The sequence below is a fragment of the Sphingobium sp. B11D3A genome (assembly GCF_025961695.1).
GTDB lineage: Bacteria > Pseudomonadota > Alphaproteobacteria > Sphingomonadales > Sphingomonadaceae > Sphingobium.
Genome location: NZ_JAOQOE010000001.1, coordinates 3,176,062 through 3,196,367, shown reverse-complemented (window position 1 = coordinate 3,196,367; position 20,306 = coordinate 3,176,062). Strand labels below are relative to the sequence as shown.

The window sequence follows — 20,306 nt, the reverse complement described above, 5'->3', positions numbered from 1 at the left end:
CCTTATTTCTGACGTGTCTGAAGGCTGTGATATTTGAACTGCGCGCGGGCCTCATCGAGGCGCATGCCGGTGCGGCAGGCGGCGCGGATGCTCTCCTCGGCGGCGTGGATCTCCTCGGCGGCGGCGAGGACGGCCTCCTCATGCGCTTGCGGGATGACGATCACGCCATCGGGATCGCCGCGCAGGATATCGCCCGGCGCCACGCGGGCGCCGCCGATGTTGACGGGGCAGTTGGTGACTTCCACCTGCACCCGATCCTTGCCGGTGCGCATCCAGTGGCCCTTGCTGAAGACCGGATAGCCGAGCGCGCGGCAGAGCGAGACGTCGCGGCTGATCCCGTCGATCACGGTGCCGGCGAGGCCGCGGCGATGCGCGATCTCGGTGAGGATATCGCCCCAGATGGTGGCATCCTCGCGGCCGCCATTGTCGATGACGACGACATGGCCGGGGGGGACATCATCGATATAATCGCCCACCGTGCCGGGCGGGGTCGAGGCGGGACCGCAGAGCATGGTGTAGGCGCGGCCGGCCATGCGGAAATCAGGATCGCGCCCGGCGATCTGGTAGCACTGGCCGACGATGCCGAGCCGGTCGAGCGCGTCGCTCAGCGTGGCGGTATCGAGCGCGGCGGCGCGGGTGACGTTGCGGTCGTCGGTCATTGTTGGTCGCCCTTGAGCATATATTCGTAATTGGCGCCGAGCACAAAGCTGGCACTCTCGCCGGTGGCGAGGCGGCGGGTCATCTCGCCCTCGCGGCGGACGATATCCTCGGCGGCATCGAGCACGCGGGCGATGTCGGCTGGCGCGATGAACACCGCCGCACTGGAATCGCAGATGACATAGAAACCGGGTTCGACGGTGAAATCGCCTACGGTGACGGGCACGTCGGTGGCATCCTCATAGACGCGGTTGCGCGCGGTGCGGGCGGTATAACCGCGACAGAAGACCGGAAAGCCGATCTCGCGGGCTTCATCGACATCGCGGGCCAGCCCCTCGCAGATCACGCCCGCCACGCCCTTGTGCTGCGCGCCGCGCGACAGGATGCCGCCCCAGCAGCCGGCATCGATGCCGGTGCGCTGCTCGACCACGATCACATCGTCCGGGCCGCTGGCGTCGATGGCGGCAGCGCCCAGATGCACCGGCGGGCGGTCGGCGGGCGCGTTGCCGGCCTTGAGCTTCACGGTGTGGACGCGCCCGGCGATCCGCTTGCCCGGCGAGGCCGAGCGCAGCCCGGTCACACAGCCGGCCAGGCCCAGCTTGTCCAGCGTGTCCGACACGGCGCAGGCATCCAGCTGGCGCAGCCGCGCGACATGGGGGTCTGTTGCTGTCATCATCCGTCCTCAGAAAAATCTTGGCTTATTGCCAGGCGACGAAGCCATTGGCGGTGCCGGTGCCGGCCTCCGAGCGGTAGCAGGGCTCATAGCCGACCACGTCGCCGGTGAGATCAGTGTCGAACAGCGCGCCGGCGGCGGCGATCCAGGTCTTGAGCTCGGAGGTGCCGGACTGGAGGTGCTTGTCCTCGATGGCGCAGAGCGTCTCGGCATCGCGGGTGCGCAGCGCCTCGAAGAACATGCGGTCGAAATCCTCGTCGATGACGAAGTGGCTCATGCCGCCCGAGCCGAACACGGCGACACGCAGATCCTGCTTCCAGCTGCGGATCGCTTTGCCGACCTCGCGTCCCAGCTCGAAGCAGCGGCGGGCGGTGGGCTGGTTGGGCGGGAAGAAGGTGTTGATGAGGATCGGCAGGTTGGGCACGACCGCGTCGCGCATGATCTGGCGATAGATGAAGCCGAGCGAGTGCGGCGCGCCGCTCGACCAATGGCCGGCGGGCTCGGGCAGCTTCTTGGAGACGGCAAGATCGAAGCCCTGCGGCACCAGCGATTTGCAGACGTGCATGCCGAGCTCGGGCTGGCAGGGATAGTCCCGGCGCTCGGGCGGGCTGTGGCCCCACTCGGCCTCGTGAATGCCCGGCGGCATGCGGGCGGCCTGCTCGGGGGTGGCGGGCTGATCCCAGATCGTCTCGCCGAGATAGACGGTGATGGCAGGCGTCACATCCTCCAGGAACAGCTCGCGCTGGTCATTGCCCATGATGACGGCGACATCGATCTTCGCGGCGGCGAAACGGTCGGCCATGTCGCTGATCGCGCTCTGGCAGGCGGCCGAGCGGCGCTCGCGCTCCGGCAGGGTGCAGGCCTCGGCGAGGTTTTCGCCCGCGCGCAACGTGACCAGCTCATCGAAGCTGTATTCGGCGCCGCGGAAGGGATGCTGGCGCTTGAGATCGGCCGCGACGCGCAGGGTCCATTGCTCGGGCGTGGTCGAGAGGGTCGGCCCGTGCGATGTCCACATTCCCAGCACGATCTCCGCCATGATTCCGCTCCGCTCCCAGATTGTTGCCGCTCGGGCATATAATTGTAGACTCAGTAAACAATATCGATGCGGTTAGCAACCGATGGCGGGCGCTTTCGACAAGGCTGTTCAGAGAAAGCGCGTCGGCATCATGATGGTGCGCCACATGTGCGCGGAGGGGCTGTCATCGAAGCCAAGCCCTTCCTCCGGCTGGCGGAAATGGCGGCCGATGATGTCCGTAAACTCTTCGATCTCCACGACGACATTGGGGTCGAAGGCGTAGAAATCATTGAGCGTGACGAGCCGGGCGCTCATATACCATTTGTGGTTGCGGGCGCGCTGATAGGCGCGGTCGATATGGGGATCGGGCCGGTAATCGGCGCCGAAGAAGCGGATATAAGCCTCGGGATAATCATAGCCGACCGATTCATCGGGGTAGAAGCGCACCACCTGATGCTCGCGCACCGCCCAGCTGACCTCGGGATCGACATAAGGCTCGATCAACTGCGCCGCCCAATAGCCATGATCGGCGCGGATGAAGCCGGTGACGGCGATGTCATGCAGCAGGCAGGCGAGTACGATCTTCTCGTCATGCCCGGCATCGCGCGCCAGCTTCGCGCTTTGCAGGACGTGCGCGGACGGGCCGAAGCGATGACGGAAGAAATCGACCAAAGTCGGCTTCTCCGGCATCGGTGGCAGGCGCGGGTCCGGGCCCATCAGGAACGGCAGCCTGCGCGGATTGTCGATGGGCGGGCGCGGCAGGCGCGGATCGACGTCGCCGGACTGGTAGAGGGTGGACTTGATGATGATCGCGTCCAGCGCCTCGCTCATCTCCTCCTCCAGCGCATCGGCCTGCGCATGGAGGTTGTGCAGATCCGGCGCACTCATAGCGCGGCGGAGGGCTTGGCGGTGGCCGGCGGCGTTGCCACCCCCGCCCCCTCGCCCACGCCGGTCTGCGTCGCGGCCCGCAGCCTGTCCCGATAGAGCGGCCGCACGAAGGTGAGCAGGAACGCCGCGAAGAACGCCATGGCGGCGAACAGCGCGAAGCCCCAGACATAATGGCCATTCACATCGTAGATATAGGCGAGCGTCACCGGGCCGATGGACGAGCCAAGCGCGAAGCAGCCGGTGACGATGGGCAGGACCTTGTCCATGTTGCGCGGGCCGAAGACATGCTTGGCCAGCACCGGCCCCTCGCAGACCAGTCCGCCATGGGCGAGACCCAGCGCGCAGATGAAGATGATCGCGGTGGAGAGGCTGGAGACCTGGAAGGCCAGCAGCACCATCGCGGCGATGAGCAGATACCAGGCGGCGATGCCCTTCACCGAATAGACATCGAAGAACTTGCCGGCGATGAACTTGGAGGCGAGGCCGATGGCCGAGGTGAGCGAGAGCAGCCACGCCGCCGTCTCGCGGGTCAGACCGACTTCCTGCACGAAATAGAGCTGCATGTTCTGGAACAGGCCCTGATCCACGCCGGCGATGATCAGCACGCCGACCATGATGCCCCAGAACATCGGCTTGCGCACCAGTTCGGCATAGCTCATCGGAATGTCCGCCGCGCGCGTGGCCGCCGCCACCTCGGCGCTGGGCAACACGCCCTTGGCATTGGCAGTCTCCGGCAGCAGATCCTCTTCCGTGGGGTTCTGCTTGACGAACAGGACGAGCGGCACCGAGACGGCGAGGATCGACACGCCAATCAGCGCATAGGTCGTGCGCCAGCCGATCTCGGGAATGAGCGCGGCAATGATGATGGGAAAGACCACGCCGCCGGCACTCGACCCGACCAGCGCCAGCGCCCCGGCAAAGCCGACATTGCGCATGAACCAGCGCGCCACCATCAGCTTGATGCAGAGCAGCACGGCGCCCTGACCGAGGCCAATGAGGAAGCCGGCCAAAAAGTAAGTGGCGATGGAGCTGACGTTGAGGAAGGTGAAGAAGCCCAGCGCCTGGATGATCAGCACGGTGAGAAAGACCGGTTTCAACCCGAAGCGCTGCACCGCCGGCCCGATGACGAGAATGGCGACCAGCGCGCCGGTGAGGCCTTTCCACGCATAGATGCCGGTGGCCTCGGCACGGGTCCAGCCGAACTCCGCGATCACCTCATTATAGAGGAGCGACATGGAGTAGGTCGGGCCGCCGAAGGAAAAGAAGAAGATGATGAATCCGGCAGCCACCACCCACCAACCGGGATAGTATTTGCCTGTCGCGGGTGTCGTGGCCATCGCCTGTCCTCTCCGTAGCCAGCCTTGCCGATTCATGCTTTTTTTATCGGCTCAGCTTCCCATGCATCCTATCGACCTGTCAACAACTCCGTTGCTTCAAACAACAATATCGGGCGCGATCAGCCGCGGCCCAGAAAGGGCATATTGAGCGGCAATATGGTGCCATCGACGAAGTTCACATGATCGGGGAGATCCGCCATGGCCAGCACGGCACGCGCCGCGACATCGGCGCTGATCCGGTCGCGCGGATCGCCCTCGTGCATGTTCTGCACCAGATTGGTGCCGACAATGCCGGGGTGGAAGATGGACGAGGCGACGCCATGATCGCGCCCGTCAATGGCGAGCGAATGGTTCATGCCCGCCAGCGCGAACTTGCTCGCGGCATAGGCAATCGTGTTCGGCCGAGGCACCTGCGCGGACAGGCTGCCGATGTGGATCATACGGCCTGCCCCCTGCCCTTTCATGATCCGCAGCGCCTCCCGCGCGCACAGGAAAGCGCCGTTGAGATTGGTGTCGATCACTTCCGACCAGCGCGCGAAGGTGAGTTCATCGGTCGGGGTATGATCGGCAATGCCGGCATTGTTGATGAGGATATCGATGCGGCCGAAGCGCGCGAGGCCGGCGGCGAACATCGCCTGCACATCCGCCTCCTGCGAGACGTCGCACTGCACGGCGAGCGCCTGCCCGCCCTGCGCTTCGACCTCCGCCGCGAACGCATCCAGCGGTGCCTTGCGGCGCGCGCCGACGATCAGCGATGCCCCGGCTGCGGCAAATTCGGTTGCGATGGCCGCGCCGAGACCCGAGCTGGCGCCGGTAACAAGCGCGACCTTGCCCTTGATGTAACTCATGATGCGTCCTTCTCCCTTGTGCGCGGCGGATGCACCGGCCTGCCATCTCCCCTCGTCATTCCCGCGAACGCGGGAATCCAGGTCCACGCCTGCGCCGAGACGCAAGGTCCAAGCTGGATTCCCGCGTTCGCGGGAATGACGAAGGGGGCCTCCGATTGCCGTCACGTTCTGCCTACGCCGCCTAGCCTAAGCAGGCGTCATCGCTCTGGCCATTCAAAAGAGGATCGGACGGCGAAGTCTCAGGCCGGTTCGAACAGCAACAGGTGGCGACCGTCGGGCAGCGGATGCCAATAGGGCTTCACCGCCATCCCGGTCTTCAGATCGGCTTCGCTGCAATGGATGATGTTGCTCATCACATTCACGCCTTCCTCCAGCGTGACCATGGCGACGACATAGGGCTCCTTGTCGCGGAACGGCGGGCGGGCGCGGCGGACAATCGTGTAGCTGAAGATGGTGCCGCGTCCGGAGACCTCGCGCCATTCCAGAGTGTCGCGGCGGCCGGTGTAGATGCTCGTGGGGCGCGGGTAGAACTGATAGGCGCCGGCCACGCGATCATATTGGATGAGCAGCTTCTTCTCGCGCGTCGCTTCCCAATAGGGGCGCGAGAAGCTGCGCTCGGGGGGCAGCGGGCGATCGATATCGAGGAGATCGTTGAGATCGGCCATGCGCCTCAGCCCTCCGACGTGAGGATGAGGGCGGTGCTGGTGTTCCAGTTCCGCCCATAGGGAATGCCGCCGATGCCGGTGACGAGCGCATGGCGGCGGTCCTTCACCTGCCGCGCGCCGCCATCGCCGAACAATTGGCGCACGGCTTCGACAAGATTGGTGCCGCCACCTGCCAGACCGCATTGCCCGGCGGAAATCTGGCCGCCGCCGGTGTTGAGCGGCAGATCGCCGGAGAACAGGAAATCGGTCTCGTGGATGAACGCCGCGCCCTGCCCGTGCGCGCAAAAGCCGAGCATTTCCAACTGCATCATGATCGCAATGATGAAGTCGTCATAAGGATGGAAAGAGCCGATATCGCGGGGGGTGAGCCCGGCCTGCGCGAAGGCCCGTTCCCCTGCCTGCCGATGGCCGGTGACGGTGGGATCGACAATTGCCAAGGCGGCACCGAGATTGGTGCGCTCGCCATAGCCGCGCAGCACCGCACAGCGCGTGAGGCCCCGCTGCTCCGCGCGCTTGCGGCTGGTCACCAGCACCCCGCTGGCGCCATCGCAGGGCATCACGCAATCGAGCAGGCGGATCGGATCGTTAATCATGCGCGATTGCACATAATCATCGACCGTGATCGGCTTGCGCAGCTTCTCGCAGGCCTTGTCATTGCGCAGGGCGTGCTCGCGCTGGGCCACCGCCAGCCTCCCGAGAGCGCGCTCGTCCAGGCCGAACTTGTCATGATAATAGCGGCTCAACATGCCGAAGGCGGCGGGCGCGCCGAGATAGCCATAAGGCGTGGTCCACTCCGCGCCATAGGAGCGCGGGCGGCCGTTATTCTCGGCCACGGCGGTATCGGCGAAGAGGCAGAGGACGGTGGTGCAGAGCCCGGCATCGACGGCGGCGGCGGCGCGCGCCACCGCGCCGACCGGTGAGGAGCCGCCAATGTCCACCGTCTGGCAGAAATCCAGCTCCAGCGCGAGTTGATCGGCCGTGGTCTGCGACCAGAAGATGTTGCCGGCGCCGGTGGACGAGGATGAGAGGATCAGCCCGTCGATCTCGCCCTTCTCGAAGCCGGTCTGCTCGAGAATGCCGTCGAGGATTTCGGCGCCCAGCTCCCAGACATCGACCTCGCTGCGCAGGACGATCTTGGTCTCCGCATAGCCGACAATGGCATTGTCCCGCAGCGCCATGGTTCAGCCTTTCGTCGGGTCGGAAGGGGGCGCGGCGACCTTGTTCTCGCCGCGCTCGACAAAGGCGCGGATGCGGTCGGTGCCCTCGCTGCTGCGGGCCGATCCGCCGATCAGCCCCTCGAAGAACAGCCCGTCGCTATGGCTCATGTCGCCGATGCGGGGGAGCGCGGCGCACACGGCCCAATTGGTGTTGGGCGCATTGCTGGCGATGCTGGCCGCCAGTTCCTTCGCCTTGGCCATCGCCTCGCCCTTGGGCACGACATATTGACAGAGATTGGCGCGCTCGCCCTCGGCGGCGCTGAGAACGCGGCCGGTGAGCATCATGTCGGCCATGCGGGCGTAACCCATCAGGCCCTGAATGCGCACGGCGCCGCCGCCGCCCACGAAGATGCCGCGCTTGCCCTCCGGCAGGGCGAAGAAGGTGCTCTCGTCGGCAACGCGGACCTGACAGGCCGAGGCGATCTCCAGCCCGCCGCCGATGCAGGCGCCCTCCAGCGCGGCGATCCACGGGATCGGCCCGCGCGCGACGAGATCGAGCGGGACCGTCCAGCGGCCGCGCTCCCAAGGCTTGGGCGGATTGGCGCCACTCATGCGCGAGGCGGCTTCCGCCAGATCCAGCCCGGCCGAGAAATTGCCGCCATGGCCAAAGAGGATGCCGACGCGCGCTTCCGACGCGGCGCGCTCGAACGCCGCGTGCAGGCTTGCCATCACTTCCGTATTGACCGCGTTGCGCTTAGCCGCGCGGTTGATGCCGACGATGGCGATCTCGCCATCCAGCTCATAGGTCGCCAGCGTCTCGCTCATGGTTCAGTTCCCCTCCGCAGCGGTGATGATGAGGGCATCGACGGCGGTCAGCCCTTCCCCTTGGGGATGCACGAAGACGGGGTTGAGGTCGATCTCCTCAATCTGCGGCATGGTTTCCATCAGGCGGCCGATCAGCGCGGCGGTGTGGGCGACCGCCTGCACGTCAACCGGGGGCGAACCCCGGAAGCCCTTGAGCAGCTTGGCGCTGCGCAGCTTCATCAGCTCGGCGACGATATCCTCCTGCGCCATGTCGACCGGGAGCAGGCGCACATCGCCCAGCGCCTCGACCCAGATGCCGCCCAGGCCCACCAGCACGACCGGCCCCCATTTGGCATCGCGCTTGGCGCCGATCATCAGTTCCAGGCCCTTGGGCGCCATTTTCTCGACCAGCACGCCATCCAGCACCAGACCGGGCTGGGCGCGGGCGACATTGGCGTGGAGATCGTCCCAGGCGCGGCGCAATTCGTCGGCGTCGCTTATGCCGAGGATGACGCCGCCCGCCTCAGTCTTGTGCGCCAGCGCGCCGGCCTGCGCCTTGATGGCGAGCGGGTAGCCGACCTTAGCGGCGGTCGCCTCGGCCTCCTCCAGCGAGGTGGCGAGGCCGCCGGCGGGCACGCGGATGCCCATGGCGGAGAGAAGCTGCTTGCCGAGCCATTCGGGCTGCGGGCCGCTGCCCAGCGTCGGCAAATCGGCAAAGGGCGTGTGGGTGACCGAGCGCGCCGAGCGCTCCAGCGAGCGGCCATGGCGCGTGACGCGGGACAGCGCCGTCATCGACCGCTCGATGGAGCGGCTGAGGATCAGGCGGTTGGCGCGCACCGAGGCTTCGAAGTCAGGGTCCATCTCCGGCGCCGGGAAGGCCATGATCGCCGGGCGATCCTTGCCCTTGAGGCTGTCGATGAACATCGGCCCATAGCCGCGCTGCGAGGCCGCCGTGCCGCTGTTGATGGCAATGAGCACGCTGCCGACATTGCCATCCGCCATCAGCGCGTTGGTGCCGAGCGGGATCAGCTCCGGCTGGAAAATCGCCTGCGTGCCGAGATCGAGCGGGTTGCGCGGCGGGATGAAGACAGGGAGTTGCGGCGCCAGTTCGCTGCGGGTCTGCTCGGTGAGCGCGGGCATCTCCATATCCAGCGCCTCGAAATAGTCATGCGCGATGGCGCAGAAGCCGCCGGAGAAGGTGAGCACGCCGGGGCCTTTGGTCGGCGCGACCGGATAGCGCGCCAGCAGCTCGATCACATCGACCCACTCCTCCAGCGTCTCGACCAGCACCACGCCGGCCCGATCGAGATGGAGCTGCATGGTGGCATAATCGCCCGCCAGCGCGCCGGTGTGCGACTGGATCGCGGCCTTGCCCTTCTCGCCCCGGCCCGGATGAATGGCGACCAGCGCCTTGCCGGCCGCTTGCGCGCGCCGGGCGGCGGCGAGGAAGGCCTGCGGATCGCGCACTTCCTCGAGATACAGGGCGATGACCTTCGTCGCCTCATCCTGCGCGAAGAAATCGATGAAATCGGGAATGCCGATGCCGGCCTCGTTCCCGGTGGACACGGTATAGGCCATCGGCAGATGCCGTGCGGCGAGATTGGTGCTGGCATAGGCCATCAGCCCGCCGCTCTGCGAGACCATGGCAATGGCGGGATTGGGATCGTCCGGTGCCAGCATGGCGACCTTGCGGGCGTTGGCAAAGCCGATGGGCAAGCCCTTCACAAGATTGGTGTAACCGAGGCAGTTCGGCCCGAGCAGCGCGACATTGCCCTCATAGGCGATGCGGACCAGTTCATCCTGCCCCGCCCGGTTACCCGCCTCGGCAAAGCCCGAGGAAAAGACCGTCACCGCCTTGACGCCGCGCCGCACGCAGGCCTCCAGCGCATCCTTCACACCCGCCGCCGGGAGCGTGAACACCGCCAGATCGATGCCCTCGGGCAGATCGTCGATGCTCTGCGTCACGGGATAGCCGTCAATCTCCCCCTCCGCCCGGCCGACGACATGGACATCGCCATCAAAGGCGTTGAGCTGGAGATTGGCGAGCACCGTCCGCCCCGCCGTCTTGGGCTTGGCCGACACGCCGATGACCGCGATCGAGCGGGGGCGCATGAACAAGGCGACCGCATCGGCTCCCCGCACAGGTTTGATCCGGGGGGAAAGATCGGTCGCAGACATAGGATCACCATTCATGCTGAGGGGGCCATGAAAAAGGGCGCGCGAGCGCGGCCCCCATTATCGAAAAGCCGGACCATGGCCGGGATGCTGCTCCCGGCCACGGACCGAACGGTCAGAAGGCGAAGCGGACGCCAACCTTGTAGGCGCGGCCGATGCGGTCGTAGAAGCCGGCCACCTGCGTGCTGGGGAACGGCGGTTCCTTGTTCAGCAGATTGTTGACCACGGCGTAGAGCTGCACCTTCTTGTCGCCCCGCTGCATGAGCGTGACGTTGCCGGTCCAGTTCAGATACAGCCGCGAGGCGACGTTCATGTTGCCCACCGAAATCGGCGAGGCCGCATTATAGTCCGGGTCGCCCGGCTGGACGAGCGTCGCGTCCACAATGCCCTTGTCGATCCAGCGCGCGTTGAGCGTGGTGCCCCACTTCTCCGTCTCGTAGCCCAGGCTGGCATTGAGCTGCCAATGCGGCACGCTGGTCGCGCCGGTGTTGAGGCCGGAGGTGAACCCGCCCAACTGCCCCGCGCGGTCGATGCGGCTGCCGCGCGTCTGGATGATCCCGGCGGCATTATAGGTCGGTGCAACGCCCAGCCCGTCGTCGGAAATCAGGTCAGCGACATAGGTGCCGAACAGGCGCGTCGTGACCCGGCCCGGCCCGGCATTGAAGCGATAGACCATCTCGAAGTCCACGCCGCGCGTTTCCAGCGAGGCAAGGTTGAGCAACTGGACGGTCACGGAGTTGATTTCCGTGCTCGTGCCGGTGCCGGATAGCGAGGTGGTGGCGCAGAAGGCCCCCGGCGTGCCGCCCTGGATCTCGGCATAGCAATTGTCGATGATCTGCTGCGCCGGGAAGCTCGCGATCGCCCCGTCGATCTTGATATTGTAGAAATCGACCGAGGCCGAGAAGCCGGGCAGGAAGGTGGGCGTGAACACCGCACCGACCGTGAAGGTGTTCGCCTTCTCCGGCGCCAGCGTCTCGCTGGGCGCGAAGACCACCGTGTAGGACCGCGACACACCGTTGAACGGATTGCGCAGGGTCGACTGGGTGGACGTTACCGAGAACAGCTCCGCCGCATTGGGTGCACGGATATCCCGCGAGCGTGTCGTGCGAAGGCGGACGCCATCGACCACATCCCAGGTCGCGCCGATCTTCCACGTCGTGACGCCGCCCGACACCTCATAATTGGTGTGCCGGATCGCGCCGTTGAGATCGAACGACTTGAAGAAGGGCACGTCGCGGGCCAGCGGCACCACGACCTCGGCATAGGCTTCCTTGGTCGTGAACGCGCCTTCATAGGGCTTGGGGTTCGAGAAGTTGTACGCCCCGGCGGCCGCGAGCGAATCCACGACGCTTTCGGCGCTGTCCCGCCGATATTCACCGCCGACCGCGAGCGAGACTGGCCCCGCCCAGGTCGAGAAGGGCTCGCCGCTGATATTGGCGGCGCCCACGAACTGGCTGGTCGTGATCGACTGGAACTGCGTGCCGTTCACATAGTTGATCGCCTCTTGCGACATCGCGCCGGCGCCGAACAGGTTGAGTGGCTGGCAGCCCTGCGCCCGCGCGACGGTGTTGCGGCAGACAATCTGACCATTGGGAAGCTGGATCGCATCCAGCGCCCAGATGAAGTTCTGCTGGATGCGCATGTTGCGGATCTGCGATTCCAGCTTGTTCTGGCCATATTGGACGTAAGCGTCCCAGTTCCATCCGCTGATGTTGCCGTTCAGCCCGCCGACGATGCGATAGGTGCTGTTGAAGTTGACGATCTGGGTGGACGAGAAGTCGGGGTTGGACCGACCCATGACGAAGGACGTGATATTGTTCGCGTCCATGATCGTCGCGACCTGCGCCGGCAGGAAATAGTTATCCCGCTGGATCACCACCGCACGCGGACCGCTGACCGCGGTGTCACGCGGCATCGGGCCGGAATAATCGGACCCGGACCGGCCATAGCTCCCTTCGACGAACATGCCGACGGAGTCGCTCAGCTCATAATTGAGGTTCGCACGCACGACATAACGGTCGATCGGCAGCACCAGCGTATGTCCGAGACGGGGCGGCGTGCCCTGCGAGCTGGACATGTTGTAGGATGAGCCGCCGCTCTCATTGCCATAAGTGAACGTGCCGACCTGACCGGGCGCCGGGAACCAGATGCCGCGCAGGGCATCGACGCCATTGGCCGGGTTCGTATCGGCATTGTTGCCGAGAATGACGCCGCCGATGAGCGAGTTGACGAAGCGCACGCCGCTCTCGAATGAGCGGGAAGGCACGCCGGCCGGACGGTTGGCCGCGAAGGAGACGGATTCCTCGTAGCGACGGCCCCAGGCGCGATCATCGAAGCTGCCGATTCCATCGGACTTCACATATTCGCCGCCGATGGTGAAATGCCCGCGCCCGTCCGCGAAGGGGCTGCCGAATGCGAGGCCCACGCGGCGCTCGAAATTATCGCCTTCTTCGGAAAGACCCAGGGAAAGATCGCCCTTCAGGCCGGTCAGGCGATTGTTCATGATGACGTTGACGACACCGGAAATGGCATCCGACCCATAAGCGGCGGACGCGCCACCGGTGACGACGTCGATCCGGTCGATCAGCACCGTCGGCATCAGGTTGAGGTCGACCTGCCCGGTCGGCACAGTCGGCACATGGCGGCGGCCATCGACCAGCACCAGCGTGCGGATGTTCCCCAGCGCGCGCAGGTCCGCGAAGGTCGCGCCGGAAAGGTTGGACGACTGGGTGTTGGTCTGGTTGCTGACGCTCGGGCGGAAGGACGGCACCTCATTGAGATAGTCGCCCACATTGGCCGCGCCGCGCTCTGCAATCGCCTCGGAGGTGACGACGACCAGCGGCGTGGGCGCCTGGAAGCCATCGCGCTTCACGCGCGAGCCGGTGATGATGATATCGCGCACCTGCGCATCGTTATCCTGCGCCTGGGGCGCCGGCCCATCCTGCGCGAGCGCCGGGGCAGACCCCAGGGCGACAAATGTGCAAGCGGCAGCAGACGCGAGCAACCATGTTCGACGAGACATATCCCCTCCTATTTGTTGCCGCAGGTTTGCGCCTGCCGGCCTTTCATTGTGCCCGAGACTAAGCGTCATAAAGGCTGTGTCAACAACAATGATACTATATTATCTTTTGGGGTCGCCGGGTTTTAACAGGTGCTTGGATGACGGCCCAATGCCCCGGAAACCGAGGCTTGCCGGCGGCGCCCTCGATGCAAACCGCGCAGCCTTCTGCCCCGATCCGGTGACGACTCAATTGTTGCGCAAATCGATGCTAATGACAACAACATTCTCCAGCCGCTTTATATAAAGCTACTTGATATTATCTGCAAGCGCGCGATGATGGGAAGGAGAAGGAGAGGACAGGCATGTACACGCAAAGCGAGCAGGCTTTTGCCGAAGAGGTCCGCGCATTCGTGCGGGCGGAGTGCCCGGCGGATGTGCGCGAGAAAGTGACCAACGCGGTCGGCATCACTGCGGCGGAGCGGCTCGCGTGGCACAAGGCGCTGCACGCGCGCGGCTGGGCGGCGCCGCACTGGCCGGTGGAGCATGGCGGCACCGGCTGGAGCCCGGTCCAGACCTATATTTTCTCGGAGACGCTGGCCGAGGAAGGCGCGCCGGACCTTGGCTCCTTCGGCCTCAAGATGCTCGGCCCGACGCTGATGCATTACGGCACGCCAGAGCAGAAGGCCCATTATCTGCCGCGCATCCTCTCCGGCGAGGACATCTGGTGCCAGGGCTTTTCCGAGCCGGGTGCCGGGTCCGACCTCGCCTCGCTCAAGACTCGCGCCGTGCGGGACGGCGACCATTGGGTGGTCAACGGGCAGAAGATGTGGACGACCATGGCGCATGAATCGACCATGATGTTCGCGCTTGTCCGCACCGATCCCGATGCGCCCAAGCCGCAAATGGGCATCTCCATGCTGCTCATCGACCTCAAGACGCCGGGCATCGACATTCGCCCGATCATCCTGCTCAACGGCGCCCACACCACCAACGAGGTGTTCTTCGACACTGTGCGGGTGCCCGCCGAAAATCTGGTGGGCGAGCCGCATAAAGGCTGGACCTATTCGCGCGTGGTGCTCGGCAACGAGCGCCTGTCGATCGCGCGGATCGGCCTCAATCGCCGCCAGTTGGCGCGATTGAGGCAGATCGCGGCGGAACAGGGGCTGGCCGGCGTGCCGCATGTCCGCGCGCGCATCGCCGAGGCGGCGATCGAGCTGGATGCGCTGGAGGCCATGGCCACCGCCATGCTGGACCGCGCCCGGGCCGGGCTCGCCCCTGGAATCGAGGCCAATATGTTGAAGATCAAGGGATCGGAGCTTCAGCAGCGACTGACGCGCCTGCTGGTCGAGGTGGCGGGCCGCAGCGCCGCGCCATTCGCCCCCGACGCCGCCATGGATGCTGGCGATCCGCGCCAGCCTTGGCTCGGCCGCCTGTTCAAGAGCCATTTCGATACGCGCGTCGTCAGCATCTATGGCGGCTCGAACGAAATCCAGCGCAACATCATCGCCAAAACGCTTGGCCTGGGGGCAGCCCGATGAACACGACCGTGATGGACGCCGCGCCGGCAGGCGGTGCCGAAGAGACGAACATTCGCGACCTGTTGCGCAACTCGCTCGAAACCGTGCTCGCTCGCCACTACAGCTTCGAGCAACGCCGCGATGCGCATGAGAGCGCCGCGCGGGAATCGCGGGCGGCCTGGGCGGCTTATGCCGAGCTTGGCCTGCTCGCCCTCACCCTGCCGGAGGGGCATGGCGGCTTCCCCGGTTCGCTCGGTGACTTGGCCATGGCCGTCGAGACGATGGGCGGCGCGATGGTGCTGGAGCCCTATGCGGCGGTGATGATCGGTGCGCGACTGCTGGCGGCGGCCGGCAGCGAGGACCAGCAGGCGGCATGGCTGCCCGCCATCTGCAGCGGCGCAGTCCGCGTCGTGCTGGCGCATGAGGAAGCCGATGCCGGCTATGGCCGGCCGATCACTGCCCACGCCACGCCCGATCCGCATGGCTGGCGCCTCTCGGGCCACAAGGTTGCCGTGGCGGGCGGGGATACCGCAGACCTGTTCATCGTCTCGGCGAACACGGCCGGGGGTGTGGCCCTGTTTCTCGTCCCGGCGGCGGATCTGGCCGTTCGCCCGACCCGCTGCTTCGACTGGACCGGTGCCGCCGACCTCTTGCTGGACGATGTTATCGTCCCCACCGCCGCGCGGCTGACCGGCGGCGAGACGGCACTGGCCCGCGCGCTCGATGAAGCCACCGCCCTCGCCTGCGCCGACGCCGTTGGCGCCTTGCGGGCGGCGAATGCTCTTGCTCGCGAGCATACCCACACCCGCCGGCAATTTGGTCGCCCGCTGGATGCCTTTCAGGTGCTCCAGCATCGGCTGGTCGACATGGCCATGGCGCAGGAGCTTGCCGCGCCGATCGCGGCCGCCGCCATCGCCGCCTGCGAGGCGGACGACCCGGCGGCACGCGCTCGCGCGGTCTCGGCGGCGAAAGTGAAGGTCGGCGAGTCGGCCCGCTTCATCGGCGAGCAGTGCGTGCAACTCCATGGCGGCATGGGGCTGGTGCAGGAATATCCGGCCGCGCATTTGTTCGCCCGACTAGGGCTGTTCGAGCTTTCGCATGGAGACCGCGACGCCCATCTCGAGCGCTACGCGGCGCTGGCCCTTTAAGCGCTCAGCTTAAACCCTTAGCGCCGGCTCTGGCTCGGCGAGCCGCCGCCGGTGGGTGGCGCGATACCGTTGATGCGGGTGCCGCCACTAATCGAGCCCGTGGCACGCCGCGCAAAGTCGGCGGGATAGGTCAGCGCGGGAGGCCCGGCGGCATCGAGCGCCGCCAGATCCTCGGCCGACAGGGTGATGCGGCTCGCTGCGGCATTCTCGACAAGCTGATCGGCATCGTTGGCGCCCAGCAGGATCGTCATCACCCAGGGCTGCGCCTGCAGCCAGGCCAGTGCGATCTGCGCGGGGCTGGCGCCGTGGCGCTCCGCGACCTGCAGCACCACGTCCAGCACGCGCTCGGCCTTCTCATCCAGAATGCGGGCAAGGAACGAACCGCGCCCTTCGGCATCATGATTGCTGGCATCGCCGCGCCGGTAGCGGCCGCTCAGCGCGCCGCTCTTGAGCGGCGACCATGCCGCGATGCCCATGCCATAGGCCTGGGCGAGCGGTACATGCTCGATCTCGATATTCCGCTCCATCAGCGAATATTGCAGCTGCAGGCCGATCACCGGCGCCAGATTGCGCCACTGCGCCAGCCAGTGCGCCTCGGCCACTTTCCACGCCGGAATGTTGGAAAGGCCGACATGCAGCACCTTGCCCGCCCGCACCAGATCATCGAGCGCGCGCATCGTCTCGTCCATCGGCGTCAGCGGATCGACAATGTGCATCCAGAGCAGATCGACCCGGTCGGTCCTGAGCTTGCACAGCGAGGCTTCGACGCTTTGCAGGATGGACTTGCGCCCGCCCCCGCCGGCATTGGGATCGCCATCGCGGACATTCGAGCCGAATTTGGTGGCGATCACCAGCCGGTCGCGCAGGCCGGACTCGCCGGCGAGATACTCACCGAGGATCGTCTCGGCGTCGCCGCCGCCATAGCTGTTCGCGCAATCGAGGAAGTTGCCGCCGAGGTCGCGATACTGCGCAATGAGGCGCCCGGCAGCGGTGGCGTCCAGACTCCAGGGCTGCGCGCCGCCGAAGTTGAAGGTGCCGAGCGCGTAACGGCTCACCCGCAGGCCGGACCGTCCCAAGGTCACGAAATCGTCAAACATTCCACCCCTTCCCGATTGCTCAAACTATACTACTATATTATCTTTATGGCGTATCGCCGGATGTGAGCCAAGCGGAGACCAAAAGCAACATGAACGATAGCCTGACCGCGCAAAAGCCCTTGCTTGCCCCACCCGAGCTTGCCGCTGGCATGCTGATCGACGGGGAGATCGTGGCGGGAGAGGCGTTCATGCCGGTGATCGATCCCGCGACCGGTGCCGCCTTTGCGCAGTCACCGGACGCGCAGCGGCACGATCTCGACCGGGCGGTCGCCGCCGCGCGCCGCGCCTTCCCCGGTTGGTCCGCCCGCGATGTGACCGAGCGGCGCGCCGTCATCCACGAGATCGCGGCGCGGCTGCGCGAAGTCGCCGACCCGCTGGGCGCACTGCTCACCGCCGAACAGGGCAAGCCGTTGCACGACGCCATTGGCGAGGTGCGCCGTGCGGCCGATCATATCGAGGCGTTGAGCGCCTTCGATGTCGCCGGCGGCGTGCTGCGCGAAGATGCGCGCGAGCGGGTGGAAATCCGCTACCGGCCGCTCGGCGTGGTGGGCGGCATCACGCCGTGGAACGTGCCGGTGATGCTGGCCACCGTGAAGATCGCGCAGGCGCTCTACACCGGCAATTGCATCGTGCTGAAGCCCTCCCCGCTCACGCCGCTCTCCACGCTCGCCATCGGGCAGGCCATTGCGGACATCGTGCCCCCGGGCACGGTGAACATCCTGAGCGGCGGCAATGATCTGGGCGTTTGGCTGACAACGCATCCGGATGTGGACAAGATCAGCTTCACCGGATCGGTGGCGACTGGCCGCCATGTGATGGCCAGCGCGGCAGGCACCTTCAAGCGCATCACGCTGGAATTGGGCGGCAACGATCCAGCCATTGTGCTGCCCGATGCGGATGTGGAAGCCACCGCCGAGGGCATTGCCCGCAGCGCCTTTGCCAATTGCGGGCAGGTCTGCATGGCGATCAAGCGGGTGTTCGTGCATCGCGCGCTCTACCCGGCGATGGTCGAGGCGCTGGCCCGCCGCGCCGCCGCCATCCGCGTGGGACCGGGCACCGATCCGCAAAGCCAGATGGGGCCGATCCAGAACCGGATGCAGTTCGAGAAGGTGCTGGCGCTGCTCGAGGGCGTGCGGGCAACCCCGGGCGCACAGATCCTCACCGGTGGCGAGCGGCTGCCCGGCCCGGGCTATTTCGTCATGCCGACAGTGGTCGCAGGGCTGGATCACGCGGCGCCGCTGGTGCGCGAAGAGCAGTTCGGCCCGGTGCTGCCGGTGCTGGCTTTCGACGAGATCGAGGATGTCATCCGCCGCGCCAACGCCACCGAATTCGGCCTCGGCGCATCGGTGTGGACGGCGGACACAGACGGCGGCGGCGCGATTGCCCGGCAGCTCGAGGCCGGGATGGTCTGGGTCAACCGGCACGGCGGCAATGGCCGCGACGTGCCCTTCGGTGGCGCCAAGCATTCAGGCTATGGGCGCGAGCAGGGCGTCGCGGGGATGCAATCCTATATGGAAATGCAGGCGGTCACGATTCCGCTGGCATGAGGTGCACCCCTCAGTCGCTCCGCCTGCCTAATCGATGCAGACTTGGCGCGGTATCATCGTCATGCTCCCGTCACTCGTGATCGGGCGCATCTCAGTCCGCGTCTTGGTGCAAGGCCGACCGTGCTTGTTGAGCAGTGGCTCGCGTCGCTTTTCTCGTAAGGCAGCCCGTGCCTCCGGGCACACTGACGTCCGGACCCACTGCTCCGCCACTGCTTTGCCTTTTGTGCGCACCCGGAAACGATAGCGCGAGCCATATTGCTTTTGGTCTGCTGCTGACAGGGTTGCGAACGAGGAGCAGCGCGGCTGAGCAGGAGGAGGCGCTGCCGCGGCCAGGAGCAATGTTGCAAAAGCCGTGATCATGAGGTCCTCATCCTGGGTAAGCATCGAAATTATAACGCTTATGACGCTCGAACCGGGATACGGACGCTTTTCTGACGATCTGCTTGGGCACACTGCTGATTAAGCGGCATTATCCTGCAGTGCCCTGATCCGCAGCAGATAGGCCGGGGTGACGCGCGCCATCAGAAGTGCGGCGACGATCGTCAGGCCGATGAACACGCCAAAGCCGACCAGATAGGTGCCGTTGCGATCGTACAGGTTCGCCAGCACGACCGGCCCGAAGGCCGAGCCCATGGTGTTGAAGCCGGCGAGCACTGGCAGCAGCCGGTTCATGAGGCCGGGGCCATAGACATGCTTGGCAACGACCGGGCCGTCCACGGTCAGGCCGCCATGCGCCACGCCCAGCACGGTGGTGAAGACAAGCGCGGTGAACAGCCCCTGCACCGGCAGCGCCAGCAGGATGGCGAGGCCGAGCAGCAGGTTCCAGCCGGCGACGCCCTTCACCGAAAAGCGATCGAACGTCATGCCCGCGACGAACTTGGCGCCGATGCCGATGAGGAAGGTGAGCGACCAGGCCGAGGCCGCGACCGTGCGCGAGAGGCCGATCTCGTTGGTGAGATAATAGATGCTGTGCTGGAAAAGTGCCTGATCGATCAGCGCCGAGAGGAACGTCGCCAGCGCGATCAGCCAGAAGGCGTGCTGGCGCAGCATCGTGCGGAAGCTGATGCCGAGATCGGCCGCGCGCAGCCGGGCGCTGCTGACCTGCTCGCTCGTCCGCACCGCCTCGGGCAGCACGTCCGCCTCGCTGGGGTTGAACCGCACCGACAGCGCGAGCGGAATGGAAATGCAGAAGATGCCGATGCTCAGACAGGCAAAGGCGACGCGCCAGCCATAAAGCGGAATGAGCTGACTGGTCATCAGCGGGAACAGCACGCCGCCGAAGCTGGTGCCGATCACCGCCACGCCCGTCGCCAGCCCGACATTGCGCATGAACCAGCGCGAGACGAGGAGCCGCAGCGAAATGATCACGGCGCCCTGGCCAATGCCGATCATGAAGCCGACGACATAATAGCTCCATAGCGAGTGGACGAACAGGAAGCCCGCCAGCCCGATGGCTTCGGCCGCCATGGCGCCGACCAGCACCAGCTTGAGGCCGATCCGCTCCACCAGCGGGCCGATGATGAAGATCGCCATGATCGCGCCGGTGAGGCTCTTATAGGTGTAGATGAGCGTGGCCTGGGTCAGCGTCCAGCCGAACTCCTTCATGACCTCGGGATAGACGAACGGCATGGTCAGCGGCGCGCCGAAGGCGATGAGGAAGATGAAGAACGCCTTGGCGACCACGCCCCAGCCCGGATAGCGCCAGGTCGCGCGGATGATGGCGATCTTGTCTGTGAGACTCGCTCGACCTGCCATGCTCTCGCTCCCGTCCGGTCTC

General features: G+C 66.0%; 16 protein-coding genes. 3 read left to right on the top strand and 13 right to left on the bottom strand.

The window, feature by feature from the left end; translation table 11 throughout:
- Nucleotides 1-2: 2 nt before the first annotated feature.
- From M2332_RS14910 to M2332_RS14860, 11 genes are all read right to left on the bottom strand, one after another.
- Nucleotides 3-659, bottom strand: a complete 657-nt coding sequence (locus tag M2332_RS14910) for an RraA family protein (protein WP_264569692.1) — start codon at nucleotides 657-659, stop codon at nucleotides 3-5.
- Entirely contained in the window at nucleotides 656-1,330 is a 675-nt protein-coding gene (locus M2332_RS14905) for an RraA family protein (RefSeq protein WP_264574664.1), read from the bottom strand. Before M2332_RS14905 ends, M2332_RS14910 begins: the two co-directional genes overlap by 4 nt.
- Nucleotides 1,331-1,355: 25 nt before the next feature.
- Nucleotides 1,356-2,366 carry a protocatechuate 3,4-dioxygenase gene (locus M2332_RS14900; RefSeq protein ID WP_264574663.1) on the bottom strand — a complete coding sequence of 337 codons (1,011 nt, stop codon included), beginning with the start codon at nucleotides 2,364-2,366 and terminating at the stop codon, nucleotides 1,356-1,358.
- Between the two features lie 108 nt (nucleotides 2,367-2,474).
- A complete protein-coding gene (locus M2332_RS14895) occupies nucleotides 2,475-3,233 on the bottom strand; it encodes an HD domain-containing protein (RefSeq protein WP_264574662.1) in 759 nt (252 codons plus the stop codon).
- Nucleotides 3,230-4,570 carry an MFS transporter gene (locus M2332_RS14890; RefSeq protein ID WP_264574661.1) on the bottom strand — a complete coding sequence of 447 codons (1,341 nt, stop codon included), beginning with the start codon at nucleotides 4,568-4,570 and terminating at the stop codon, nucleotides 3,230-3,232. The genes M2332_RS14895 and M2332_RS14890 overlap by 4 nt, the downstream gene beginning before the upstream one ends.
- Nucleotides 4,571-4,689: 119 nt before the next feature.
- Entirely contained in the window at nucleotides 4,690-5,418 is a 729-nt protein-coding gene (locus M2332_RS14885; protein WP_264574660.1) for an SDR family oxidoreductase, read from the bottom strand.
- Nucleotides 5,419-5,657: 239 nt separating this feature from the next.
- Complete coding sequence (locus tag M2332_RS14880) at nucleotides 5,658-6,083, bottom strand: Zn-ribbon domain-containing OB-fold protein (RefSeq protein WP_264574659.1); 426 nt, start codon at nucleotides 6,081-6,083, stop codon at nucleotides 5,658-5,660.
- Between the two features lie 5 nt (nucleotides 6,084-6,088).
- Nucleotides 6,089-7,261, bottom strand: a complete 1,173-nt coding sequence (locus M2332_RS14875) for a thiolase family protein (protein WP_264574658.1) — start codon at nucleotides 7,259-7,261, stop codon at nucleotides 6,089-6,091.
- Between the two features lie 3 nt (nucleotides 7,262-7,264).
- Entirely contained in the window at nucleotides 7,265-8,065 is an 801-nt protein-coding gene (locus M2332_RS14870; protein WP_264574657.1) for a crotonase/enoyl-CoA hydratase family protein, read from the bottom strand.
- A gap of 3 nt (nucleotides 8,066-8,068) precedes the next feature.
- Nucleotides 8,069-10,222 (bottom strand): acetate--CoA ligase family protein, encoded by a 2,154-nt coding sequence (locus tag M2332_RS14865; RefSeq protein WP_264574656.1) that lies wholly within the window; start codon nucleotides 10,220-10,222, stop codon nucleotides 8,069-8,071.
- A gap of 112 nt (nucleotides 10,223-10,334) precedes the next feature.
- The gene (locus M2332_RS14860; protein ID WP_264574655.1) at nucleotides 10,335-13,241 is read right to left on the bottom strand and encodes a TonB-dependent receptor domain-containing protein; all 2,907 of its coding nucleotides are present in this window, start codon (nucleotides 13,239-13,241) and stop codon (nucleotides 10,335-10,337) included.
- Nucleotides 13,242-13,582: 341 nt separating this feature from the next.
- Here M2332_RS14860 and M2332_RS14855 point away from each other — a divergent pair, with 341 nt between their 5' ends.
- Both M2332_RS14855 and M2332_RS14850 read left to right on the top strand, forming a co-directional pair.
- The gene (locus tag M2332_RS14855) at nucleotides 13,583-14,758 is read left to right on the top strand and encodes an acyl-CoA dehydrogenase family protein (protein ID WP_264574654.1); all 1,176 of its coding nucleotides are present in this window, start codon (nucleotides 13,583-13,585) and stop codon (nucleotides 14,756-14,758) included.
- Complete coding sequence (locus M2332_RS14850) at nucleotides 14,755-15,885, top strand: acyl-CoA dehydrogenase family protein (RefSeq protein WP_264574653.1); 1,131 nt, start codon at nucleotides 14,755-14,757, stop codon at nucleotides 15,883-15,885. Before M2332_RS14855 ends, M2332_RS14850 begins: the two co-directional genes overlap by 4 nt.
- Before the next feature lie 17 nt (nucleotides 15,886-15,902).
- Here M2332_RS14850 and M2332_RS14845 read toward each other — a convergent pair whose 3' ends face one another.
- Nucleotides 15,903-16,982, bottom strand: a complete 1,080-nt coding sequence (locus M2332_RS14845) for an aldo/keto reductase (protein ID WP_264574652.1) — start codon at nucleotides 16,980-16,982, stop codon at nucleotides 15,903-15,905.
- An 89-nt stretch (nucleotides 16,983-17,071) separates the two neighbouring features.
- On the opposite strand from M2332_RS14845, the gene M2332_RS14840 reads away from it, so the two are divergent.
- Complete coding sequence (locus tag M2332_RS14840; RefSeq protein WP_264574651.1) at nucleotides 17,072-18,529, top strand: aldehyde dehydrogenase family protein; 1,458 nt, start codon at nucleotides 17,072-17,074, stop codon at nucleotides 18,527-18,529.
- 459 nt (nucleotides 18,530-18,988) lie between these two features.
- On the opposite strand, the gene M2332_RS14835 is transcribed toward M2332_RS14840, so the two are convergent.
- Nucleotides 18,989-20,284 carry an MFS transporter gene (locus tag M2332_RS14835; protein WP_264574650.1) on the bottom strand — a complete coding sequence of 432 codons (1,296 nt, stop codon included), beginning with the start codon at nucleotides 20,282-20,284 and terminating at the stop codon, nucleotides 18,989-18,991.
- Between the last annotated feature and the right edge of the window lie 22 nt (nucleotides 20,285-20,306).